Below are 18,909 nucleotides of genomic sequence, written 5' to 3'. Positions count from 1 at the left end.
GTGTAAATGTTTAGTTCAATCTATATAGCTATTTATTAGATCAAGGTGTCCCCAATATATCCGCCATTGGTAGTCCCAGGGAAACAGGCAAATACAGCACTCCCTGTGTGCACGGTATATTCGTTCAGCTTATCGTTCTTTGCCAGTCGTTCCTGAATCGGAATAAACTGCTTCTCCAGATCCCGTTGATAGCTAATGAACAGCAAACCTGCATCCAGCTGTCCGGTCTTGGCATCGAGTCCACTCGAATACGAGTAGGAGCGGCGTAAAATCTGCTGGCTGCCGTCACCCTTCGCTAGACGCAGATGTGACGTTGCCGGAATGACAGGCTGTCCATCTGCGGACTTGGCCTTCAGATCTACCGGATCGAACTCGCCGCGGCTGCCGAGCGGCGCTCCGCTGTCCCGGTGGCGTCCAAAAGTCGCCTCCTGATCTTTCAGTGTGGAGCGGTCCCACACCTCCACACGCATGCGAACCCGGCGGACTGCCATGTAGCTGCCGCCGGCCATCCACCCCGGACCGTCAGCCGGCTGCGCCCAGACGGTCTGGTCCATCAGCACCGCATCCGTTGTATCCGGATTGCCGGTGCCGTCCTTGAAGCCGAGCAAGTTGCGCGGTGTTCCACCCGCAGGGTCAGCTCGGCCCGTGCGCTGGAAGCCTTCCTGCGTCCAGCGCAATACCGCATGCCCGCGAGCGATGCGCGCGAGATTGCGGATGGCATGGAAGGCGACCTGCATATCGTCTGCGCAGACTTGTACGCACAGGTCGCCACCACACCACTGCGGGTCCAGCGCATCTCCGGTGAATGCCGGGAGATCGCGCAGGCCCTTGGGCTTCCGGCCCTGCAGCCCGAAGCGCCCGTCAAACAAAGAGGGCCCCACACCAAACGTCAACGTAGTTCGTGACGGTGTCAGGCCTGCCGCTTCACCCGTATCGGTGGGCGGCGTATTCAGCGTTGTATTATGTTCGCCGATCATCTCTCCGGCGGCCATGGCAGCGGCAGCCGCCGTCCAGTTCTTGAACAGGCGGCGAAGATCATCCGCACTTCCCGCCGTTACATCAAAGGCGGCAAAGCAGATGAAATCCTGAGCCGGGGTAATAATGCCCGCCTGGTGCTTGCCATAGAAGGGCAGTGCCTTGTCCGGCGTGTTCACGTCCACACCCAATGTCGCCGGACTGCTTTTGCGGCCCAGCGCCATCAGACAGCTGGCACCGCCTCCACCCAAGAGCAGACCCAGCCCGGCCACGCCGGTCAGCTTTAGCATTTCACGCCGTGACAACGGCTTTTTCAGCGAATCCTTTTTCTGCTCAGTCATCGTTCTACACTCCCAGTACCTGTCCCATGTTCGACAGTGGCTCGGCCAATGCATCCAGGTTCTGGCTCAGTTTTTTCACGTCCTCATCCTTCAGCTTCTCATAGGAAACATACCCGTCTCCATCCTTGAATGGAGCAAGCTCTTTCTCGAGCGCATCGAATCGGTCCGCAATCTGTTGATTCAGATCTTTGTCCTGGGCAGCCAGATCATCCTTGAGCAGGTTATAAATCTCGCGTGCTCCCTCTACATTTGCTGCAAAATCATACAGATCCGTATGGGAATAACGTTCCTCTTCACCGGTTACCTTGCTGGAGGAAACCTCATTCAGCAGTTCTACCGCACCCGTTACCATCAGGCTTGCATCAATGTCCATCGTCTCGACTTTGGCACGCAGCAGCTTCGCATCACTCAACAAGCTATCCGCAAAGTCAGTCATGCCTTCGGTCGTCTTATCTTCCCAAAGTGCTTTCTCAATCCGGTGGAATCCGCGCCAATCGGCTGCCTCCACATCTCCGTCACGCGCATCGATATTCGGGTCCAGATCCCCAAGCGCCTCGGCTACCGGTTCAATTCGTTCATAATACATACGAGCTGGTGCATATAATGATTTGGCAGTCTCCAGATCACCGGCTTTCACTGCATCCGTGAACTTCTCCGTTTGCTTCACGAATTCATCAATCTGCTCGATTGCAAATGCGCGGTAGCCATCCACTGCGGTTGTATAATCGTTCCCGGACGCTTCCTGATCTGCTGCAACTGCAGTTTCTGTGGAAGTTTGATTTCCGCTTTGAGCAACAGGCGCTTCTGCCTGCTTGTCCGAAGCTGCTTCATTGTTGCCGCAAGCAGCGAGTAAAACCGAAGTTGCCAGCACAACGACCGGCAATGCCAATATTTTTTTCAACACGATACACTCCCTATTGGTTAAACTGATTTGCCTGTACGTACACCGCACATATTATGTCGATGAGTACAAAGCTTGGATTAACGTTCATTTTATGATAATGATTATCAATTTCGGTAATGACATCATAATTCCAGCGTATACTTATGTCAATATGAAAATAAGGGACCGGTTTAGCCGCATACTCATGTGGTAAATACCGGATACTATTTCCTTTGAAACATAGACAAACTTCGTCATCAACCGTTAAAATGAGACAAAATGTCTATTATGATCTTAATTAATGAAATTGGAGGCTCATGTCATGAAATGCCCAGTATGTAATCATGAAAATGGAAATGCCAGTTTTTGCGAGAGGTGCGGCTCTAATCTAACCCCTTCCTCCCCTAATACAAATACCGCTCAGGATCAACATTCTGCTGCTGCCGAACCTGAATATACCCGTTGGTCCAGCACACAGGCGACACCGTCCCATACTCCCGTTTCATCCAGCACACCTTCTCCTCCCAGACATGTACAGCACGTATCTGACTCTTCCAGCACAGACAGCCATACGTCTTCGGAAGACAATAACACCAATCAGTGGAACAACATCGTACAAAATGAGAAAGTTCAGCAAGCCAAAGAAGTAAGCAAACAGTATCTATCCTATTTCCTTAGCGTTCTCACCCGTCCTTATCAAACCATGAAAACCGTTGGAGAACAGCATTCACTTAATGGTTGGATCACGATGGCTCTGATCGCAGTTCTATCCTCTACATACTTTTTGATCACATTTAGCCGGATGGAAATGGACGGATTGTTCATTGGCGGGTTTATCAGACCGTTGCTGTTCACCGCCATTTCTCTGGTCGTAGCTGTCGCATTGATCTATGCCATATTGAAGATTGAAAAAATAACGTTTCGTCCCAAAATACTGGTTGCCCAGTTCGGTACATTACTCGTACCTGCTATAGCGTCGCTTGTTCTGGCGAACCTATTTATTGTTATCTCGTATTCCATCGCCATCTTCTTCCTTGTTGTTTCATATGTAATTATCTTTGTATCTCTTAACGCGGTGCTGTTCCAGTATCCGCTGAATCGTACCAAGGCAGCCATCGACAGCATGTACAGCGTGCTGATTGCCAATGTTGTATTGTTTTATATGCTTTCTCGCTTGCTCGGCAGTACGATCATTGGATTGATTAGCCTGATGTTTTCTCCATACGGTCGTATGTAGTATCTAGTTCAAAAAGCTTTGGCGAAGACTCTCCCTGCTTTTACAAGGAGGGTCTTTTTTGTGTTTACACCGTCGCAGATTGCACTCGTTGTGTTTTATACACTATAATGTGTAGTGTAAAAGGTATGTTCTTTTTTACGTAAGGATCGGAGGCAAGAAACACTCCATACTCACACGGACTATTACCTTTACTATTGCCACAAACACTACACTATGTAGTGTTATATTCATCCAATTTTACTAAGAAAGGCAGAGAAAATGGATATGAATCATATGCAAATGGAGCACGAGGCAGGTACATCCTACCTTTGGCTTATCGTTGGTGCAGTCGTTCTATTGCTCTCCATCGCAGCTTATATCCGGTCTTCACGCACCCAGAAGTCTGTACTGGCACATATGAAGAAGAATGAACGAGCTGTGATAAAAAAGAAAACCCGCTCCATCCGCCTGGCTGCACATGCACTACTCGGAGTGTCGATCATTGCATTGTCCCTTTTCTTCATGCAGGGCGCACTTACCAAGTATGATGTAGCAGAACTGAATGCTGGTGCTGCGATCGACGTGACAGACGATAAATACTATGGAGCCGATCATACGGAAGAACCGATTCAATATGAGATGACCATCCCGACGTCTGGACCTCATAACCCGCATGATATCAAGTTTGGATTTTACACCGATTTCCCCGGCTATCCTTATCTGGTACATAATCTGGAACACGGTGATATCATCATATATTACCGTGAGAACGCAAGTGATGAACTGAAGGAGCATCTGAAATATATTGCCAAGTTCCGCAAAGCTGGATCAGGTATCCTCGCTGTCCCGAACAAGGACATCCCCGAGGACAGTGAGGTCGTTGTGACGGCATGGACCAAAACTATGAAGCTGGACCAATTCGATGATGCCAAAGTAGGCACTTTTATTAATAAATATATTAATCAGGGGCCTGAGAAAATCCCTGCCTCCATTCGTCAGGGCGGTGGAACGATGTAACGAGCACTTCCGCTGATTGCTTCAACATTGAACACGAGAAAATCACCCATCTCGTTGTAGAGCGGGGCGAGTTAATAGGCACCAGGGTAACATCAACAAAGCCGCATGGCGGAAACCGGGGTATCCCCGGCTACTCTGCCTGCGGCTTTATTTTGTTGCCAGCTTCATGGAGGCTGGCCTCGCGGCTGCCTGAATTAGTAGCGCTGCGGAGCAGCTTTTTTGCCCAAATCCGTCATGTACGTGAAGAACGCTTCCGGATCAGTATCATACACGAGCTGTACTGGACGTCCGTCTGCTTGTTCCACTGTACGGCCTTGGCTTGGACCATCCGGGATAACGATACAGTTCACCGTTTTCTTCTTCACGATGTCCTCACGCCCAACCGAAGCTGTAGTCAGCACATCCCACAGGTAGTATGTGGAATTCGTTTCACTGTACACCAGTGGCGGGCATCCTGCGTAACAGTTACCCAGGAAGTCCACGCCTTCGAAGCGACGCTCTGCAGCCCAACGGTTACGCACAGCAGGTGTCAGAGGTACTTTATTCGTACTTTCCAGCGCAACCAGATCAATCTGGATGCCGCTCTGCCATACACGGTAAGCCGCTTCCGGGTCCCAGAATACGTTCCATTCTGCTGTACCATCATGCTCAGGCTCTTCGACATTCCCTCTTTCGAACGTGCCACCCATCCACACCAGCTTGTCGATTTTCTCTTCAATGTCTGGTGCTTCGTCCAGTGCACGCGCGAGGTCCGTCAGCGGTCCTGTGAACAGAAGCAGCGTTTTGCCTTCGGTGCTGCGCACTTTCTCAATCAGATGCTGATGAGCCGGAACGGCAGACAGAGGAGCGTCCATTTTGCCGGATTCATTCAGTACTGGAAGTGCATCTACATAGAAGGAGTGCAATCTCCACGCCGCAGGAAATGGATTTTTCCCTCTGGAGTTGGATTTTGATACCTCTACGGAATATGTGCCGAAGCGATCGATAATTTTACGGCTGGCATCTGTAGCTGGCTCCAGATATCCGTCTGCCGGAATAACCGATACACCGGTTACATTTACATTGTCCATTTGCAGAAGCATGAACAGCGATACGAGGTCATCCACGCCGCCATCATGGTTAAAATACACATTAAGTTGATTCGTCATGCTAGTTTTCATCCTTCCCCCTGGTTGTCCCATTGATGTTCATCCCGTCCGTCTGCCTGTGGCTGACGTTACCTCTATTATGTCCCATAACCCTTGGCTACGTAAACCTTCCACACGCAAAGAAAGCAGGAAACACGCCTGATTCTACGGATATTTTACAGTTTAACCTTCCATCTCAGACCTCGCTGCCCCACCTAACTATTGAAAATGGTAAAAAGACAAGGACAGCAGGCTTGTGGCCTCACTGTCCTTGTCTGAATCCATCCATTGATTACATGGATTGATTTTGTTTTTCTTTGGCCTTCTCTGCTACAGGCGCATATTTGCCTGGCCAGAAAGCCCATTTGCCCAGTAAAGCTGTAATTGCAGGCACCATAAATGGTCGAACGAGGAACGTATCGAGCAAGACACCCGCAGCCGTGATGATACCGAATTGCACCAGCACCTGAATCGGCAGTGTTGCCAGTACGGCAAACGTACCTGCAAGAATCAGACCTGCGGAAGTAATAACAGACCCGGTTTCGCCCACACCTTCCTTGATCGCTTGGCGAAGGGGCATCGTTTTGCGTTTTTGCCAGATGCTTGAGATCATGAAGATGTTATAGTCCTCACCCAGGGCCACGAGGAATACGAAGGAATACAGCGGAATCGCTCCCTGAATGGCGTCTGCCCCCAGTCCGTAGTGAATAATGAGCCAACCCAGACCCAGCGCGGAGAAGTAGGACAGGACTACTGTGGCAATCAGATACGCCGTCGCTACAACCGAGCGCAAATATAACAGGAGCAGCAACGTGATCATCCCAATTACGACCGGAATAATGATGCTTGCATCCCGCTCTCCGGTGACTTCGATATCATACTGCTCAGCCGTCTGACCGTCGATCCAGACATGGCTGTCCACACCTGTAATTCCTGCATCTGTTAACGCTTGTTCAGCCGTTGCCCGCAGATCCGGGATATGCTGCATCGCTTCCATGGAATATGGATTGAGATTGAACTCTACATCGTAAGCAGTGATGTTCGCATTCTCAGCACCCTGCTGCGCTTCACCTACCTTGCTTACATAATCCAGCGATTCCAGACGCTGTTTCAGATCGGTTTCTTTGCCCTCAGTGTCGATAATTACTTTGGCAGGAGCCAATTCACCTTCCGAGAACTGTTCCCCAATGACCTTGAAGCCTTCGCGAGAAGACACATTCTCGGGGAAGGACGATAGCAAGTCATACGTGAATTTGATTTGGCTAGAGAAAGCAGCCAGTCCACCCAACAACACCAGCGTAATCGCAAGTACTGTCCAAGGTTTGGTTACCACCGTACGGCCAATCCAGCTTTCCTTGATTTTGCGCGGTGCAGGAGCCGGTTTGCCTTTTTTCTTGGCACGCTCCACTTCCATGTCGTGTGTACGCGGTACAAACGGGTAGAAGGAACCCCGACCGAAGATCGCCAGCAATGCCGGAACCAGGGTCAGACTCGCAATAAACATGATGAAGATGGATAAACTGAATGGTACGGCAAAACGGTGATACGCACCGTATTCAGCGAACAGCAGCACCAGCAGCGCTGCTACAACTGTAAATCCACTCATGGCAATTGCACCGGACGATCCGGTAATCGCCTGGAAGAGTGCTTTCTTTTTATCCGGCTCATGATAGAGAATTTGACGGAATCTGGAGATCATGAACAGGCAGTAGTCCGTTCCTGCGCCGAACAACAATACCGTCATAATAGAAATGGACTGCGCGTCCACTGTAATCCAGCCCTGATCCGCCATAAATCCGAGAATCGGACTGGTGACCATATAGGCGAACCCAACTGCAATAATCGGGATAATCGCCAGTACAGGCGAACGGTAGATCAACAGCAACAGCACAAGTACCAGCACAACGGTTGCAATCAGCAGGGATACATCCGCGGATGAGAACAGTCCGCTCGCATCAATCGATATCCCAACCGGACCCGTGACCCGTGCACTTAGTGCGCTGGCATCATCGATGGCAACGTCAAATGGGTCGGAACCGAAAATGTCTTTCGTTTTCTGCTCCAGCGCTTCAATGCCTTCCTTCAACTGTGACGAATCAGCTTCCTTATTAAAAAAGAGCGGCATAACCAAGGTGCTTCCATCTTCCGAAAGCTGACCTTTCAGAGCCTGTGGCGGCATTTGATATAGAGGTACCACAGATTGCTGCTGCTCGACCGGATCCTGATCCAGTCGCTCAGTTAACGCCTGAATGTTCCCAATTTGTTCATCCGTCAGCCCACCAGCTTGACGCCATACGATGAGCGCGGGAACGCCTTCGCCTCCGGGAAATTCTTTCTGGGCAACTGCTGCCGCCTGCACCGATGGCTTGGAATCACTCAGATCCTGCGCGTTATTCGTTTCACGGTCACCTACTGCAGGCCACACCACACCAAGAACAACCGCGATGATGATCCATACCAACAGTGTAATCCATTTGCTTCGTTTGCCGGCAACCCAGCGGCCGTAGCCCGAACCTTCTTGCATTGTCTCTTCATCTCCCTATTCTGGTTCTATGAAGCCGTTTTTATGTGATAAATATAGAAATGAACCACGGGTCATAGTATAATTGATTTAATTATATATACCGGAAGGTTAATATTGCAAATACTAATTTTGTGAACACTTTTGTACAGCCAACATGAATAAGTGAAGAGGTATGCAGCCATGAGCAATAAAACAAACCCTCCCCGCTCGCCGGGCAGGCCCAAAGCCGGTGCCGATCAGGCATCAGCTCAGTCAAAAATTTTGATGACCGCCTCGCGGATATTTATGGAATACGGATATGAACCCGTCTCCCTTCAGCAAATTGCCTCGCTATGCGGTGTGACCAAGGCATCGATCTATTATCATTTTTCCAGCAAACCACAGTTATTCACCGTCGCCATCACCAGCATGATGGCCATGGGCATGCAGCAAACAGCTCTTCGTATGGATGCACCTGGTACATTGCAAGAGAGGCTGGAGAAAGTCGCGGAAGGACGGATGCAGCAATCCCACGTCGATACCGAGACCATGATGCGTGAAGCCAATATGTATCTGGATGCAGATCAGCTGGCCCAGATCCGGGAAGCCGAGGTCCGCATCTATGAAGTCCTCGCCACCCACTTCAAACGGGAGATGGATAGCGGATATTTACGTTCTGCCAATCCCATGCTGCTTGCTCACGCATTCACGTCCTTGCTGATGCTGGCAAATCGAGAAGGCGTGCGCGACATGCATGAAACGATTGCCGATATGGCACGTGAGCTGGTCGCTTTATTTTTGGACGGAGCCGCTCACAAGGTGTAAACATCTTTCCAGGCCTTTGCCAATGCGGCGATACCCAGTCGAACTTTTCGGCAGCGATTTGAACCTATAGGAGGAATACCCATGCCACAACCAACATCCCCACGCATCCCACGTCTGTTGGAAACGAAGCGCATCTATCTGCGCCCATTTGAATCGACTGATGTTGATGCCTATTTCCCCAGATTGTTTGACGCCGAGATGCGCAGACTTACTGGGACACAAAACAGCTTCACCCGTCCTCAAGTAGAACGCCACATTGAAAACGCAGCGCAAGATGACTCACGCTTAATGCTGCTGATTGCCTTACAGGATAATGACCAGGTCATCGGCGATATTGCCCTAATGGACATGCATACCAAAAATCGGAATGCACACATTCGGATCGCCATCGATAACACAGAACACCAAGGCAAAGGCTATGGAAGCGAGGCTTTGCTACTTATGCTGGATTATGGCTTTGGTATCTGCAACCTGCACCGAATCGAGCTTGAAGTGTATGCCTTCAATCCACGTGCGATTCGTACATATGAGAAGCTCGGATTTCAACGCGAAGGTGTACGGCGAGATGCCTTGTATTACAATCATCTATATCACGATGCCATTCAGATGAGCATACTTGAGGATGAATTCCGGGAACGGCACGTCAGTATTGCTAGCAATCAGGTAGCGGAGAGCTAACGATTAGTCCATTTACCTGTTCAAAAAGAAAAAACCGCGGATCAACAACCATCCCCGGTTAGAAAAGATGACCCGCCAGCATCGAGGCTCGGCGGGTGTCTTTATATTCAAGTGAAAGAACGATTTGGAAGGAATGCTTCGGGCTGCGCTTAATTCTCCTCAAGCGGGTCCGGGTTGTAAATAGATCCTGCAAATACCCATGCATCTGTAGCCTCATCTACTACAGCGACCATAAATGGACGATTCACATTCATCTTCACCGGATCTGTTGGCGGAGCACTTCCAGCCTCCATTCCCACCATTGTTGCAGCAGCGGCTACGGTACCTTGCTCGTTAACCTCCATCACGGCGCGATGCTGTATCTGACCAATGAATGCCTGCAAGTTCGGCCCGGGAGAAATCATTTCCGTGAAATTAGCAGCATAAGGGTCAAAGGCCATTTCCATGCCCAGCTGTTGCAGCGTTTCTCTCAGGTTCACGCCATACTCCGCACGAAAACGCGGCAAGGACAGCTCAACCAGTCTGTATTCAGAGCCAGCATCCAACCGTTTCGGAGCATCCAGCAATTGCTGTTGAACTTCATCTAGGGTACGCCCCTCTTGTGGCAAAACAATGAGCAGATGCATCTGGCCATCTCCGTAAGGCAGCCTAACCGCCTGCCAATCCTCATTCTCCGAGTATTGGAACTGCTTCGTTTGATGCATCATCGGCACAGATAGTGCCTTTCCATTTGCCAGCTTGAACTCGTCGTCCGTCGTGTACTCCGGGTCAAACTCATCCATCCAGTTGCCGTCAAATGCAATAGCATTCACCAGAATCATTAGAGATTCTTTTTCAGGCGGCTCCTGCATCAGGTTTGAAATCATGCCTTCGGTATGCTGCTTCACCCATTGATTGATCTCTTCTTTTGCTTGTGTTGGTTGTCCATTCAACGTCCTGATCTCAGCTTCATAAGCTTGCTGTATGGTAGTTTTATACGTTTCCTCTACCGGAATTCCGTCCTTCATCCACATAGAGTTGGCGATGCCAATCTCAATTCCATTTCCCGGATGGGCCAACAACTGCTGTAAAGCAGCCTGAGAAGCATTCACTCGCTCCATTTCTAGCCCCGACCAACCCATCACCTCCGCCATCTCTTGCCTAGTCTCACCTACGCTACCGTTATAGGCCATGCCAATCGCCGCCGCAATGCTGTAAGGGGAGATCAGCAGATTATTTCCGTCACCCTTCTCTTTGGCGCTCATCTGTTGAAGGATGTGCAGCCCCATGGTGTTCATCGCTTGGATTCTTTCGGGCTCAATCTCTTTCAGAGCAGCATTTCGTTCTGACTCGGATAGCTCCTGATCCGAATTGAATTGCATCTTATTCGGGTCCTCCTTTGCCGAACAGCTTGTAATGATTAGCCCACATATACAACATAATAACAGTAGCGCTCCTAACCTTGTATGCATCGTAATCCCCCCTCATCCGTAATACTCAGATACCTGTCATAGCGATATTTATTTCCTTTTTTTACTAGACGTACGGTTGAGAAAAAAGGTTACTTTACACTCATATGCCAAGGTCACCAAATTCTACTGTAGAATACCATTCAAAACGACTCAAAACGGTTATATCTATACCATATACGAATGGAGGGATTCCCTATGATTCCGGCAACGTTGGAACAATTGGAGCAAGTTCGCAAGGAATGCCGCACCATGGTCAAAAAGAGAGCTACCGCTTCCGCTGGTACAACACTCGTTCCTCTTCCTGGTACAGACGTACTGGCCGATGTGGGGATGCTCATGCAGCTATTGCCTGCCATAAATAATAAATTTGGATTATCTCAAAAGCAGCTCGATGGTATGGACCCTGAGACCAAATCCATGATTTATGGATTCGTCATGTCCATCGGAAGTAAAATCATCGGACGTATGGTCACCAAGGAATTGGTGGTACAGGTACTGAAAAGAGTCGGGATACGCGTAGCCACCAAATCAGTCGCCAAATTTGTTCCGTTTGCAGGGCAGGGATTGGCTGCCGCGCTCAGCTTCACAGCCATGCGTTATGTCGGCAACAAACATGTTGATGACTGTTATGAGGTCGTGAAACGCATGATCGAGCAGCGTGAACTGATACCGGGCGAGCCGGCACCTTCTGCGCTTGAGGAAGCAGACGAAGATGCAAAGCTGGAAGTAAAGACGTCATCCGGCGACAACTCAGATGTACCTGCGAAGGAGTCTGACGATCAGCAAGAAATAAATAAATAATTTATGATAGTAGTGGATAAGCGTCTAACGAAACGAGCACGCTCTATTTCGTCCAATTCCACCATCCCAGTGTTGTAACGAACCTCAGACACTTTATTTCCTCATTCGGTGCGACTTTCGCTGCTTTTTTACTACTCTTCTGCGAATTAGCGTGTCTCCAGTTCGTTAGCTTTGGCATTCCACGCTAATCACCAATATAAGCCGTCCTCGATTCGTTAGAGTTGGGAGACGCCGTACATTGCATCATACGATAAAAAGCCGGGCACCCCTCAGGGTATCCCGGCTTTTTATTACTATTTCACCATCAACTGCAATTAGATCGCCTGCGGCTGTTGCTCCGTAAACTGACTGTTGTACAGATCAGCATAGAAGCCCTGTTTCTCCATCAGTTCCTCATGATTGCCCTGCTCAATTACGTTACCATGATCCATGACAAGAATCAGGTCGGCTCCGCGAATGGTGGACAATCTGTGGGCAATGACAAAGCTGGTGCGATCCTTCATCAGATCATTCATCGCTTTCTGGATGAACACTTCGGTCCGTGTATCAACACTGCTCGTCGCTTCATCCAGAATCAGAATGGCCGGATTCGCCAGAATCGCTCTTGCAATCGTCAGCAATTGCTTCTGACCCTGGGAAATGTTCGATGCTTCTTCATTCAGCACCGTGTCATATCCATCAGGCAAGGTACGAATAAAGTGATCGGCATGGGCCGCATCGGCTGCCTTGATGACTTCCTCTTCCGTTGCGCCTTCTCGGCCGTAGGCAATGTTGTCACGGATCGTTCCGTTAAACAGCCAGGTGTCCTGAAGCACCATCCCAAACAGGCTGCGCAGCTTGCCGCGTTCCATGTCCACGATATTAACGCCGTCAATCGTAATTTGGCCGTCCTGAATTTCGTAGAAACGCATCAGGAGGTTGATCAGCGTGGTTTTACCCGCTCCAGTCGGCCCAACAATGGCTACCGTCTGACCCGGTTTCACATCTATATTCATATTTTGAATGAGTAACTCATCCGCTTTATATCCAAAATTCACACCATGGAATGCAACGGCACCCTGTGGTCGCTGCAATTGTACTGGTTTCGAAGACTCTGGAACCTCTTCCTCTTCATCCAGCAATTCAAATACCCGCTCCGCCGAAGCGATCGTGGATTGAATGATATTTGAGATGTTGGCAATCTGGTTAATCGGCTGCGTGAACTGACGGGAGTACTGAGTGAATGCAAGAATATCCCCGATGGAGATGGCACCACGCGTAACAAAGATCCCGCCTACCACACAGATCAGCACGTAACCAATGTTACCTACAAACGTCATCAGCGGCATGATAATACCCGAGATAAACTGGGCTTTCCAACCGGACTCATACAGTTCTTCGTTGACTTTTTCGAACTGCTCTACCGAATGTTCTTCCCGGCCAAAGGCTTTAACCACCTTGTGTCCGGTGTACATTTCCTCAACATGACCATTCAATTCACCAAGTGATTTCTGCTGGCCGGCAAAGTGTTTTTGCGAACGGGATGCCACCAGCATAACAACAACTACACTTAACGGCAGTGTCAAAATGGTAATGAGGGTCATCCATGGACTAATGGTCAGCATCATGATGATAACCCCGACAATGGTGACGACAGATGTAATGAACTGCGCCAAACTTTGCTGGAGCGTATTACTGATATTGTCCACATCGTTTGTTGCCCGGCTTAATGTTTCTCCGTGGGTACGGGAGTCAAAATATTTCAGTGGCAGACGCCCAACCTTGGCACTAATCTGCTCACGCATGTCATACACAACTCGCTGTGCTACACCAGCCATCAGGTACTGCTGAACGTACATAAAAGCTGCACTAAACAGATAGAGCCCCACCAGCAGATACAAGACTTTCATCAACGCAGGAAAATCAATTCCGGCCCCCTGCACACCACGAAGGATGGCAATAGCGCCTTGGCTTAGAATATCCGTTCCTTCCGCCATGACCTTCGGACTGATGATGCTGAACACGGTGCTTAGAATTGCTGCGACCAGCACACCCAGCAAGCGATAGCTGTGGGGCTGAAGATACCGCATCAAGCGCCGTAATGTACCTTTGAAATCCTTCGCTTTTTCCACGGGAGGCCGCATGCCCATCCCGCCTCCCGGATGACCCGGTCCGCCAGGGGGACGAGGTGACTTGCGTTCTGTACGTTCACTCATGCGATCTCCTCCTCTGTCAGCTGGGAGGATACAATCTCGCGATACACTTCATTGTGCTCCAGCAGCTCTTTATGTGTTCCTGAACCGACAATCCGTCCTTCATCCATAACCAGAATGCGATCGGCATTCATAACCGTACTTACGCGCTGTGCCACAATAAGCACTGCTGCTTCCGTCGTTTCGGACTTCAGGGCAGCACGAAGCTTGGCATCCGTTTTGAAATCGAGAGCCGAGAAGCTGTCGTCAAAAATATATACTTCCGGACGGCGTACAAGTGCTCGTGCAATGGACAAACGCTGCTTCTGTCCACCAGATACGTTGTTGCCTCCCTGCGCAATGACGCTGTCGTAACCGTCTTTCATTTCCGTAATGAAGTTCTCTGCCTGGGCCGTTTGAGCGGCATGAACAATTTCCTCCATCGTAGCGTCATCCTTCCCGTGGCGGATATTCTCCGCAATTGTTCCGGTGAAAAGGACCGCCTTTTGCGGTACAAAGCCGATTTTGGCCCGCAGATCTTCCTGCCGAAGCTCACGGACATCTGTTCCATTCAACCGTACACTGCCCTCCGTTACATCATAGAAACGTGGGATCAGACTGAGCAATGTAGATTTCCCTGAGCCCGTACCCCCAATAATGGCCGTGGTCTCACCTGGACGTGCCGTAAATGAAATGCCTGACAACGCAGCATTTTCTGCACCCGGGTAACGGAATGTCACGTTATCGAACTCGATCGTACCTTGCAATGCACTCATGCTGCGAGGCTGCTCAGGGTTACTCAGATCCGGCTGCATATCCAAGACTTCGTTGATCCGCTCTGCCGAAGCTGAAGCTCTTGGAATCATGACAAAGATAATGGAGACCATAATGAGAGAGAACATAATCTGCATCGCATACTGAATAAACGCAATCAGTGAACCAATATCCATATGTCCGCTATCGATACGCTGTCCACCGAAATAAAGGATGGCTATCATCGAAAAGTTCATCACCAGCATCATGACAGGCATTAATGTCGCCATGAGCACATTCACTTTAATGGAAACGTCCCGCAGATCCGTATTGGCTCCATTAAAGCGGGCACGTTCATGTTCCCCACGATTAAAGGAACGAACGACACGAATCCCTGTTAATTGCTCACGCAGGACCAGGTTGAGTCGGTCCAGCTTTTTCTGAATTTGTTTGAACAAAGGCAGGCCCTTCGCACCAATCAGTGCAATGGCTCCCGCCAGCACAGGCAAAACAACCAGGAAGATAGTCGATAATTTGGCATCCTGGGATACCGCCATGAAGATACCACCGATACACATCATTGGAGCCATAACCATCATACGCAGCATCATCGTTAATACGTTCTGAACCTGTGTAATATCATTTGTGGTACGGGTAATCAGCGAGGCTGTACCCAATTTATCAAATTCCTGCAGTGAAAAGTTCTCCACATGGCGGAACACTCTGCTGCGCAGTTTTTTGGCAAATCCGCCCGCTGTACGGGAAGAAAGATAACTGGCTGTTATGGAACAGGCTGTACCTGCAATTGCAATCAACAGCATCCAGCCGCCAATCTGCCAAATATACGGCACATCCCCTTTTACTATGCCGTGATTCACGATATCCGCCATCAGGGTCGGCAAATACAGTTCAGCTAACGACTGTAACAGGACCAGACCCAATATGAAGAAAATGGGGATTCGGTATGGCTTAAGCATGCGAAACAGTTTCATCATGGCTTATCATCTCCTTCTGTATCTGTCTGTTGAGAAACTCGTGTATCAAAAAAGGTGTACACCTTGGTTAACAACTCTGCTAATTGAAGACTGTCTTCCTCACCCAGATGCTCAACAAGCTTATTGAAAATCTCCATGCGCTCCTGATGAGCCGCCCGAATAATTTCACGGCCTGCTTCAGTAATCGTAATCCGAACTGCACGGCGATCCTCCGGGTCCATGGTTCGCTTAACCAGTCCCTCATCCTCAAGCCCACGAATGACAGGCGTAATCGTCGGAGATTTCACACGCAATAAAGCACTAATTTCCGATACTTTCATTCCTGGATGATTCGATTGGATTGTGTCATTGAAATCAGGCGGATTGTCCTTCCAGTTCAACCGTTCTCCCGGATGCATGCCGTGAAGCAAACAGCCTAGAACCATAATTTCATTATGATTGCGCCCGTGTGGTTTATGCTGTCTCCATTTGCCTTTATTAAACTGCATGATGGAATACAAAAGCTTCTGGGCAACCGGATCTATACCAGTCATCGATGTCCCCCCCTTTTTTTATTATCATTCCATAGAGACCCAACATCATAGGATATCTATTAAATAGCATTCCAATTAAATAGCCAATCAATTAATTAGGTGTACTAAGTATATTCCTGTGCAAATTGAAAGTCAAACAACAAATTCACACCAAAAAACCGTGACTTGAAAGCCACGGTTTCGAACCCAATATAGACGAATCAGGACTGCGAAGCAGAGACCGTTTTCAATGCGGATGCAAAAGGGAAATACTCCTTCGCATTGTTGTAGGCAATGCCCTGTACGATCTGTCCAAGTAGTTCCATATCATGCGGTACCTCGCCTTGTTCGGCCCATTCACCGATGAGGTTGCAGACCAGACGGCGGAAATACTCATGTCTTGTGTACGAGAGAAAACTGCGGGAATCGGTCAGCATGCCAACAAAGCGGCTGATTAGACCGACATTCGCCAGCGCCTTCATTTGAGCCAGCATGCCGTCCTTCGTATCGTTAAACCACCAGGCCGCACCAAGCTGGATTTTGCCTGGAATGCCGCCGCCCTGGAAGCTGCCCATAATCGCTGCGAGCACTTCATTGTCCCGAGGATTCAGGGAATACAGGATTGTTTTTGGTAACGCCTGCTCCTGATCAAGTGCATCCAGCAGGCCGATGACGGCTGAGGAAAGTGGCGTATCATTCACCGCATCATATCCGGTATCCGGGCCAAGCTGGGCGAACATCCGACTGTTATTGTTGCGGGCAGCATTAATATGGAACTGCATCACCCAGCCACGATCTGCATACAGTTTGCCGAGGAAAGTCAACGTTACCGTCTTGTACTTGTCCTCTTCTTCACGGCTAACCTTCTGCCCCGCGAGAGCCTTGGCAAATATAGCCCCAGCTTCCTCCTGTGTAGCCACACCGAAAGGTACATAATCCAGTGCATGATCCGATACTCTGCCACCTACAGAATGGAAGAACTCCACCCGTGATTCAAGGGCAGCAAGGAATGAATCATAATCGGAGATCGCCGTTCCAGCTGCCTGTGATAGCTTGCCCACCCATTCCGAGAAGGTATCCCGGTTCAATTCGAGCCCTTTATCTGGGCGGAATGAAGGCAGTACGGCCGTATCAAATCCTTCAATCTCCTGAATCTTCAGGTGATATTCCAAGGAATCACATGGATCATCGGTTGTGCATACCACGGTGACATTGGATTTGGTAATGAGATCACGTGAACCGAATCCGTCACTGTTCAATTTTGCATTTACTTTTTCCCAGATGGCGGGGGCGCTCGTCTCATTCAACACTTCATAGACACCGAAATAACGCTGTAATTCCAGATGAGACCACGCGTACAGCGGGTTACCAATCATCATGGGTACGGTTTTGGCATACGCCAGAAAACGATCGTAATCCGTTACGCCTTCTCCTCCCGTAATGTATTGCTCCTCAATTCCGTTTGCGCGCATCAGCCGCCATTTGTAGTGATCACCGTATAACCAAGCCTCTGTAATATTGCCAAAGGTCTTATTCTCGTAGATTTCCTGTGGACTGAGATGGCAATGATAGTCAATAATCGGCATGTCTTTCGCATAATCTTCATATAACTTGATCGCCGTTTCATTATGCAGTAAAAATTGTTCATCCAGAAAAGATTTCATTCGCCTCGCACGCTCCCTTTAGGTGAGTTTACGTTCATATGGGTTCACTTCCCAATCTTTACGCTACACTGTTTGCCCACAAAGTTCAATATAAAATGATAGCGTTATCACAAAAGGTTGATTTAGGCATATATCCTGGAACAAGGTATACTGTTTTTAATTGCAATTATACTGATTTGAAGATTGTGAGAAGGAGATGAATTCAATGAAAATTACATTTCTCGGTACAGGAGACATGTTCAGCGTAGAGCAACACCACAACAGTATGCTGGCTGAATTCGGCGATACCCATCTGGTGATTGATTTTCCAGAGTCGAATGCGAAAGCATTGAAAGAATACGGGTTTCCAATGACGAATATTCACAATGTGTTTATTACCCATCTGCATGAAGACCATATTAACGGAGTACAAATGCTCGGATATTATTCACAGATTGTGGGCGACCGCAAGCCACGTCTGTTTATCCACGAAGAGCTGGTTGATCCGTTATGGAATATTTTATCCCCAGGCATGCGTTATACAACCGATGGGGAGCGTACGATGAGCGACTATTACGATATCGTACCTTTACCGGATGGAGGCACATTTGAGCTGGGGGGCGTGACGTTTGAGACTTTTCGAACACAACACGTGCCGGGCATGGTCAGCAATGGCCTGCTTGCGAAGCCCTACTTCTACTATAGCGCGGATAGCACGCTGGATCAGGAGCGGGTGCAGCAGGCCGCCGCAAACGTACAGCTGATTTTCCATGAATGTCATATGCATGACCTGGTGATCAAATCACACACCTCACTAAAAGATCTGCAACAGCTGCCTGCCGAAATAAGACAGAAAACCGTGCTGATGCATTATCATGATGAATACGCCGATGCGGACAAACGGACTCAATTCAATCAAGAGCATGATCTAAGAATGGCGGGCACGCTGGAGTCATTTGAATTGGGAGTGTAATTCAGGTGTCAAACGAAACATGGGGAACCATTTCCTAATAACCAA

General features: G+C 49.0%; 15 protein-coding genes. 6 read left to right on the top strand and 9 right to left on the bottom strand.

What is annotated here, in order from left to right; translation table 11 throughout:
* Positions 1-35: 35 nt before the first annotated feature.
* The gene (efeB, locus tag P364_RS0109515) at positions 36-1,316 is read right to left on the bottom strand and encodes an iron uptake transporter deferrochelatase/peroxidase subunit (protein WP_024629905.1); all 1,281 of its coding nucleotides are present in this window, start codon (positions 1,314-1,316) and stop codon (positions 36-38) included.
* A 4-nt stretch (positions 1,317-1,320) separates the two neighbouring features.
* On the bottom strand, positions 1,321-2,217 hold the full coding sequence (gene efeO / locus P364_RS0109510) for an iron uptake system protein EfeO (RefSeq protein ID WP_024629904.1): 897 nt from the start codon (positions 2,215-2,217) through the stop codon (positions 1,321-1,323).
* Positions 2,218-2,521: 304 nt separating this feature from the next.
* Between efeO and P364_RS0109505 the strand changes: the two genes are divergently transcribed.
* Positions 2,522-3,436 (top strand): zinc ribbon domain-containing protein, encoded by a 915-nt coding sequence (locus P364_RS0109505; protein WP_024629903.1) that lies wholly within the window; start codon positions 2,522-2,524, stop codon positions 3,434-3,436.
* Between the two features lie 264 nt (positions 3,437-3,700).
* Positions 3,701-4,432, top strand: a complete 732-nt coding sequence (locus P364_RS36105; RefSeq protein WP_161634227.1) for a DUF3105 domain-containing protein — start codon at positions 3,701-3,703, stop codon at positions 4,430-4,432.
* Between the two features lie 194 nt (positions 4,433-4,626).
* On the opposite strand, the gene P364_RS0109495 is transcribed toward P364_RS36105, so the two are convergent.
* Both P364_RS0109495 and P364_RS0109490 read right to left on the bottom strand, forming a co-directional pair.
* Positions 4,627-5,580 (bottom strand): nucleoside hydrolase, encoded by a 954-nt coding sequence (locus P364_RS0109495; protein WP_024629901.1) that lies wholly within the window; start codon positions 5,578-5,580, stop codon positions 4,627-4,629.
* A gap of 271 nt (positions 5,581-5,851) precedes the next feature.
* Complete coding sequence (locus tag P364_RS0109490) at positions 5,852-8,083, bottom strand: MMPL family transporter (RefSeq protein WP_024629900.1); 2,232 nt, start codon at positions 8,081-8,083, stop codon at positions 5,852-5,854.
* A gap of 180 nt (positions 8,084-8,263) precedes the next feature.
* Between P364_RS0109490 and P364_RS0109485 the strand changes: the two genes are divergently transcribed.
* The gene (locus P364_RS0109485; RefSeq protein ID WP_024629899.1) at positions 8,264-8,887 is read left to right on the top strand and encodes a TetR/AcrR family transcriptional regulator; all 624 of its coding nucleotides are present in this window, start codon (positions 8,264-8,266) and stop codon (positions 8,885-8,887) included.
* An 81-nt stretch (positions 8,888-8,968) separates the two neighbouring features.
* Positions 8,969-9,565 carry a GNAT family N-acetyltransferase gene (locus tag P364_RS0109480; protein WP_024629898.1) on the top strand — a complete coding sequence of 199 codons (597 nt, stop codon included), beginning with the start codon at positions 8,969-8,971 and terminating at the stop codon, positions 9,563-9,565.
* Between the two features lie 149 nt (positions 9,566-9,714).
* Here P364_RS0109480 and P364_RS0109475 read toward each other — a convergent pair whose 3' ends face one another.
* On the bottom strand, positions 9,715-10,926 hold the full coding sequence (locus P364_RS0109475) for a serpin family protein (RefSeq protein ID WP_024629897.1): 1,212 nt from the start codon (positions 10,924-10,926) through the stop codon (positions 9,715-9,717).
* Between the two features lie 285 nt (positions 10,927-11,211).
* Between P364_RS0109475 and P364_RS0109470 the strand changes: the two genes are divergently transcribed.
* Complete coding sequence (locus P364_RS0109470; RefSeq protein WP_024629896.1) at positions 11,212-11,817, top strand: hypothetical protein; 606 nt, start codon at positions 11,212-11,214, stop codon at positions 11,815-11,817.
* A 314-nt stretch (positions 11,818-12,131) separates the two neighbouring features.
* On the opposite strand, the gene P364_RS0109465 is transcribed toward P364_RS0109470, so the two are convergent.
* From P364_RS0109465 to uxaC, 4 genes are all read right to left on the bottom strand, one after another.
* Positions 12,132-14,012 carry an ABC transporter ATP-binding protein gene (locus P364_RS0109465; RefSeq protein WP_024629895.1) on the bottom strand — a complete coding sequence of 627 codons (1,881 nt, stop codon included), beginning with the start codon at positions 14,010-14,012 and terminating at the stop codon, positions 12,132-12,134.
* On the bottom strand, positions 14,009-15,736 hold the full coding sequence (locus tag P364_RS0109460; RefSeq protein WP_024629894.1) for an ABC transporter ATP-binding protein: 1,728 nt from the start codon (positions 15,734-15,736) through the stop codon (positions 14,009-14,011). Before P364_RS0109460 ends, P364_RS0109465 begins: the two co-directional genes overlap by 4 nt.
* Positions 15,733-16,269: a MarR family winged helix-turn-helix transcriptional regulator gene (locus P364_RS0109455; protein WP_024629893.1), complete on the bottom strand. Its 537-nt coding sequence runs from the start codon at positions 16,267-16,269 to the stop codon at positions 15,733-15,735. Before P364_RS0109455 ends, P364_RS0109460 begins: the two co-directional genes overlap by 4 nt.
* A gap of 200 nt (positions 16,270-16,469) precedes the next feature.
* The gene (gene uxaC, locus P364_RS0109450) at positions 16,470-17,912 is read right to left on the bottom strand and encodes a glucuronate isomerase (protein WP_024629892.1); all 1,443 of its coding nucleotides are present in this window, start codon (positions 17,910-17,912) and stop codon (positions 16,470-16,472) included.
* Positions 17,913-18,117: 205 nt separating this feature from the next.
* On the opposite strand from uxaC, the gene P364_RS0109445 reads away from it, so the two are divergent.
* Positions 18,118-18,864 carry an MBL fold metallo-hydrolase gene (locus tag P364_RS0109445; RefSeq protein WP_024629891.1) on the top strand — a complete coding sequence of 249 codons (747 nt, stop codon included), beginning with the start codon at positions 18,118-18,120 and terminating at the stop codon, positions 18,862-18,864.
* The last annotated feature ends 45 nt before the right edge of the window (positions 18,865-18,909 follow it).

It is taken from the genome of Paenibacillus sp. MAEPY2, from assembly GCF_000499205.1.
In the GTDB taxonomy this organism is placed as follows: domain Bacteria; phylum Bacillota; class Bacilli; order Paenibacillales; family Paenibacillaceae; genus Paenibacillus; species Paenibacillus vandeheii.
The sequence above is the reverse complement of the archived record's forward strand: the minus strand, read 5'-3'. Positions and strand labels throughout refer to the sequence as shown.

Excerpts from the sequence above, each read along its gene's own strand:
- efeB (WP_024629905.1), bottom strand. The coding sequence starts at position 1,316 with ATGACTGAGCAGAAAAAGGATTCGCTGAAAAAGCCGTTGTCACGGCGT.
- P364_RS0109505 (WP_024629903.1), top strand. The coding sequence starts at position 2,522 with ATGAAATGCCCAGTATGTAATCATGAAAATGGAAATGCCAGTTTTTGC.
- P364_RS36105 (WP_161634227.1), top strand. The coding sequence starts at position 3,701 with ATGAATCATATGCAAATGGAGCACGAGGCAGGTACATCCTACCTTTGG.
- P364_RS0109495 (WP_024629901.1), bottom strand. The coding sequence starts at position 5,580 with ATGACGAATCAACTTAATGTGTATTTTAACCATGATGGCGGCGTGGAT.
- P364_RS0109490 (WP_024629900.1), bottom strand. The coding sequence starts at position 8,083 with ATGCAAGAAGGTTCGGGCTACGGCCGCTGGGTTGCCGGCAAACGAAGC.
- P364_RS0109485 (WP_024629899.1), top strand. The coding sequence starts at position 8,264 with ATGAGCAATAAAACAAACCCTCCCCGCTCGCCGGGCAGGCCCAAAGCC.
- P364_RS0109480 (WP_024629898.1), top strand. The coding sequence starts at position 8,969 with ATGCCACAACCAACATCCCCACGCATCCCACGTCTGTTGGAAACGAAG.
- P364_RS0109475 (WP_024629897.1), bottom strand. The coding sequence starts at position 10,926 with ATGCAATTCAATTCGGATCAGGAGCTATCCGAGTCAGAACGAAATGCT.
- P364_RS0109470 (WP_024629896.1), top strand. The coding sequence starts at position 11,212 with ATGATTCCGGCAACGTTGGAACAATTGGAGCAAGTTCGCAAGGAATGC.
- P364_RS0109465 (WP_024629895.1), bottom strand. The coding sequence starts at position 14,012 with ATGAGTGAACGTACAGAACGCAAGTCACCTCGTCCCCCTGGCGGACCG.
- P364_RS0109460 (WP_024629894.1), bottom strand. The coding sequence starts at position 15,736 with ATGATGAAACTGTTTCGCATGCTTAAGCCATACCGAATCCCCATTTTC.
- P364_RS0109455 (WP_024629893.1), bottom strand. The coding sequence starts at position 16,269 with ATGACTGGTATAGATCCGGTTGCCCAGAAGCTTTTGTATTCCATCATG.
- uxaC (WP_024629892.1), bottom strand. The coding sequence starts at position 17,912 with ATGAAATCTTTTCTGGATGAACAATTTTTACTGCATAATGAAACGGCG.
- P364_RS0109445 (WP_024629891.1), top strand. The coding sequence starts at position 18,118 with ATGAAAATTACATTTCTCGGTACAGGAGACATGTTCAGCGTAGAGCAA.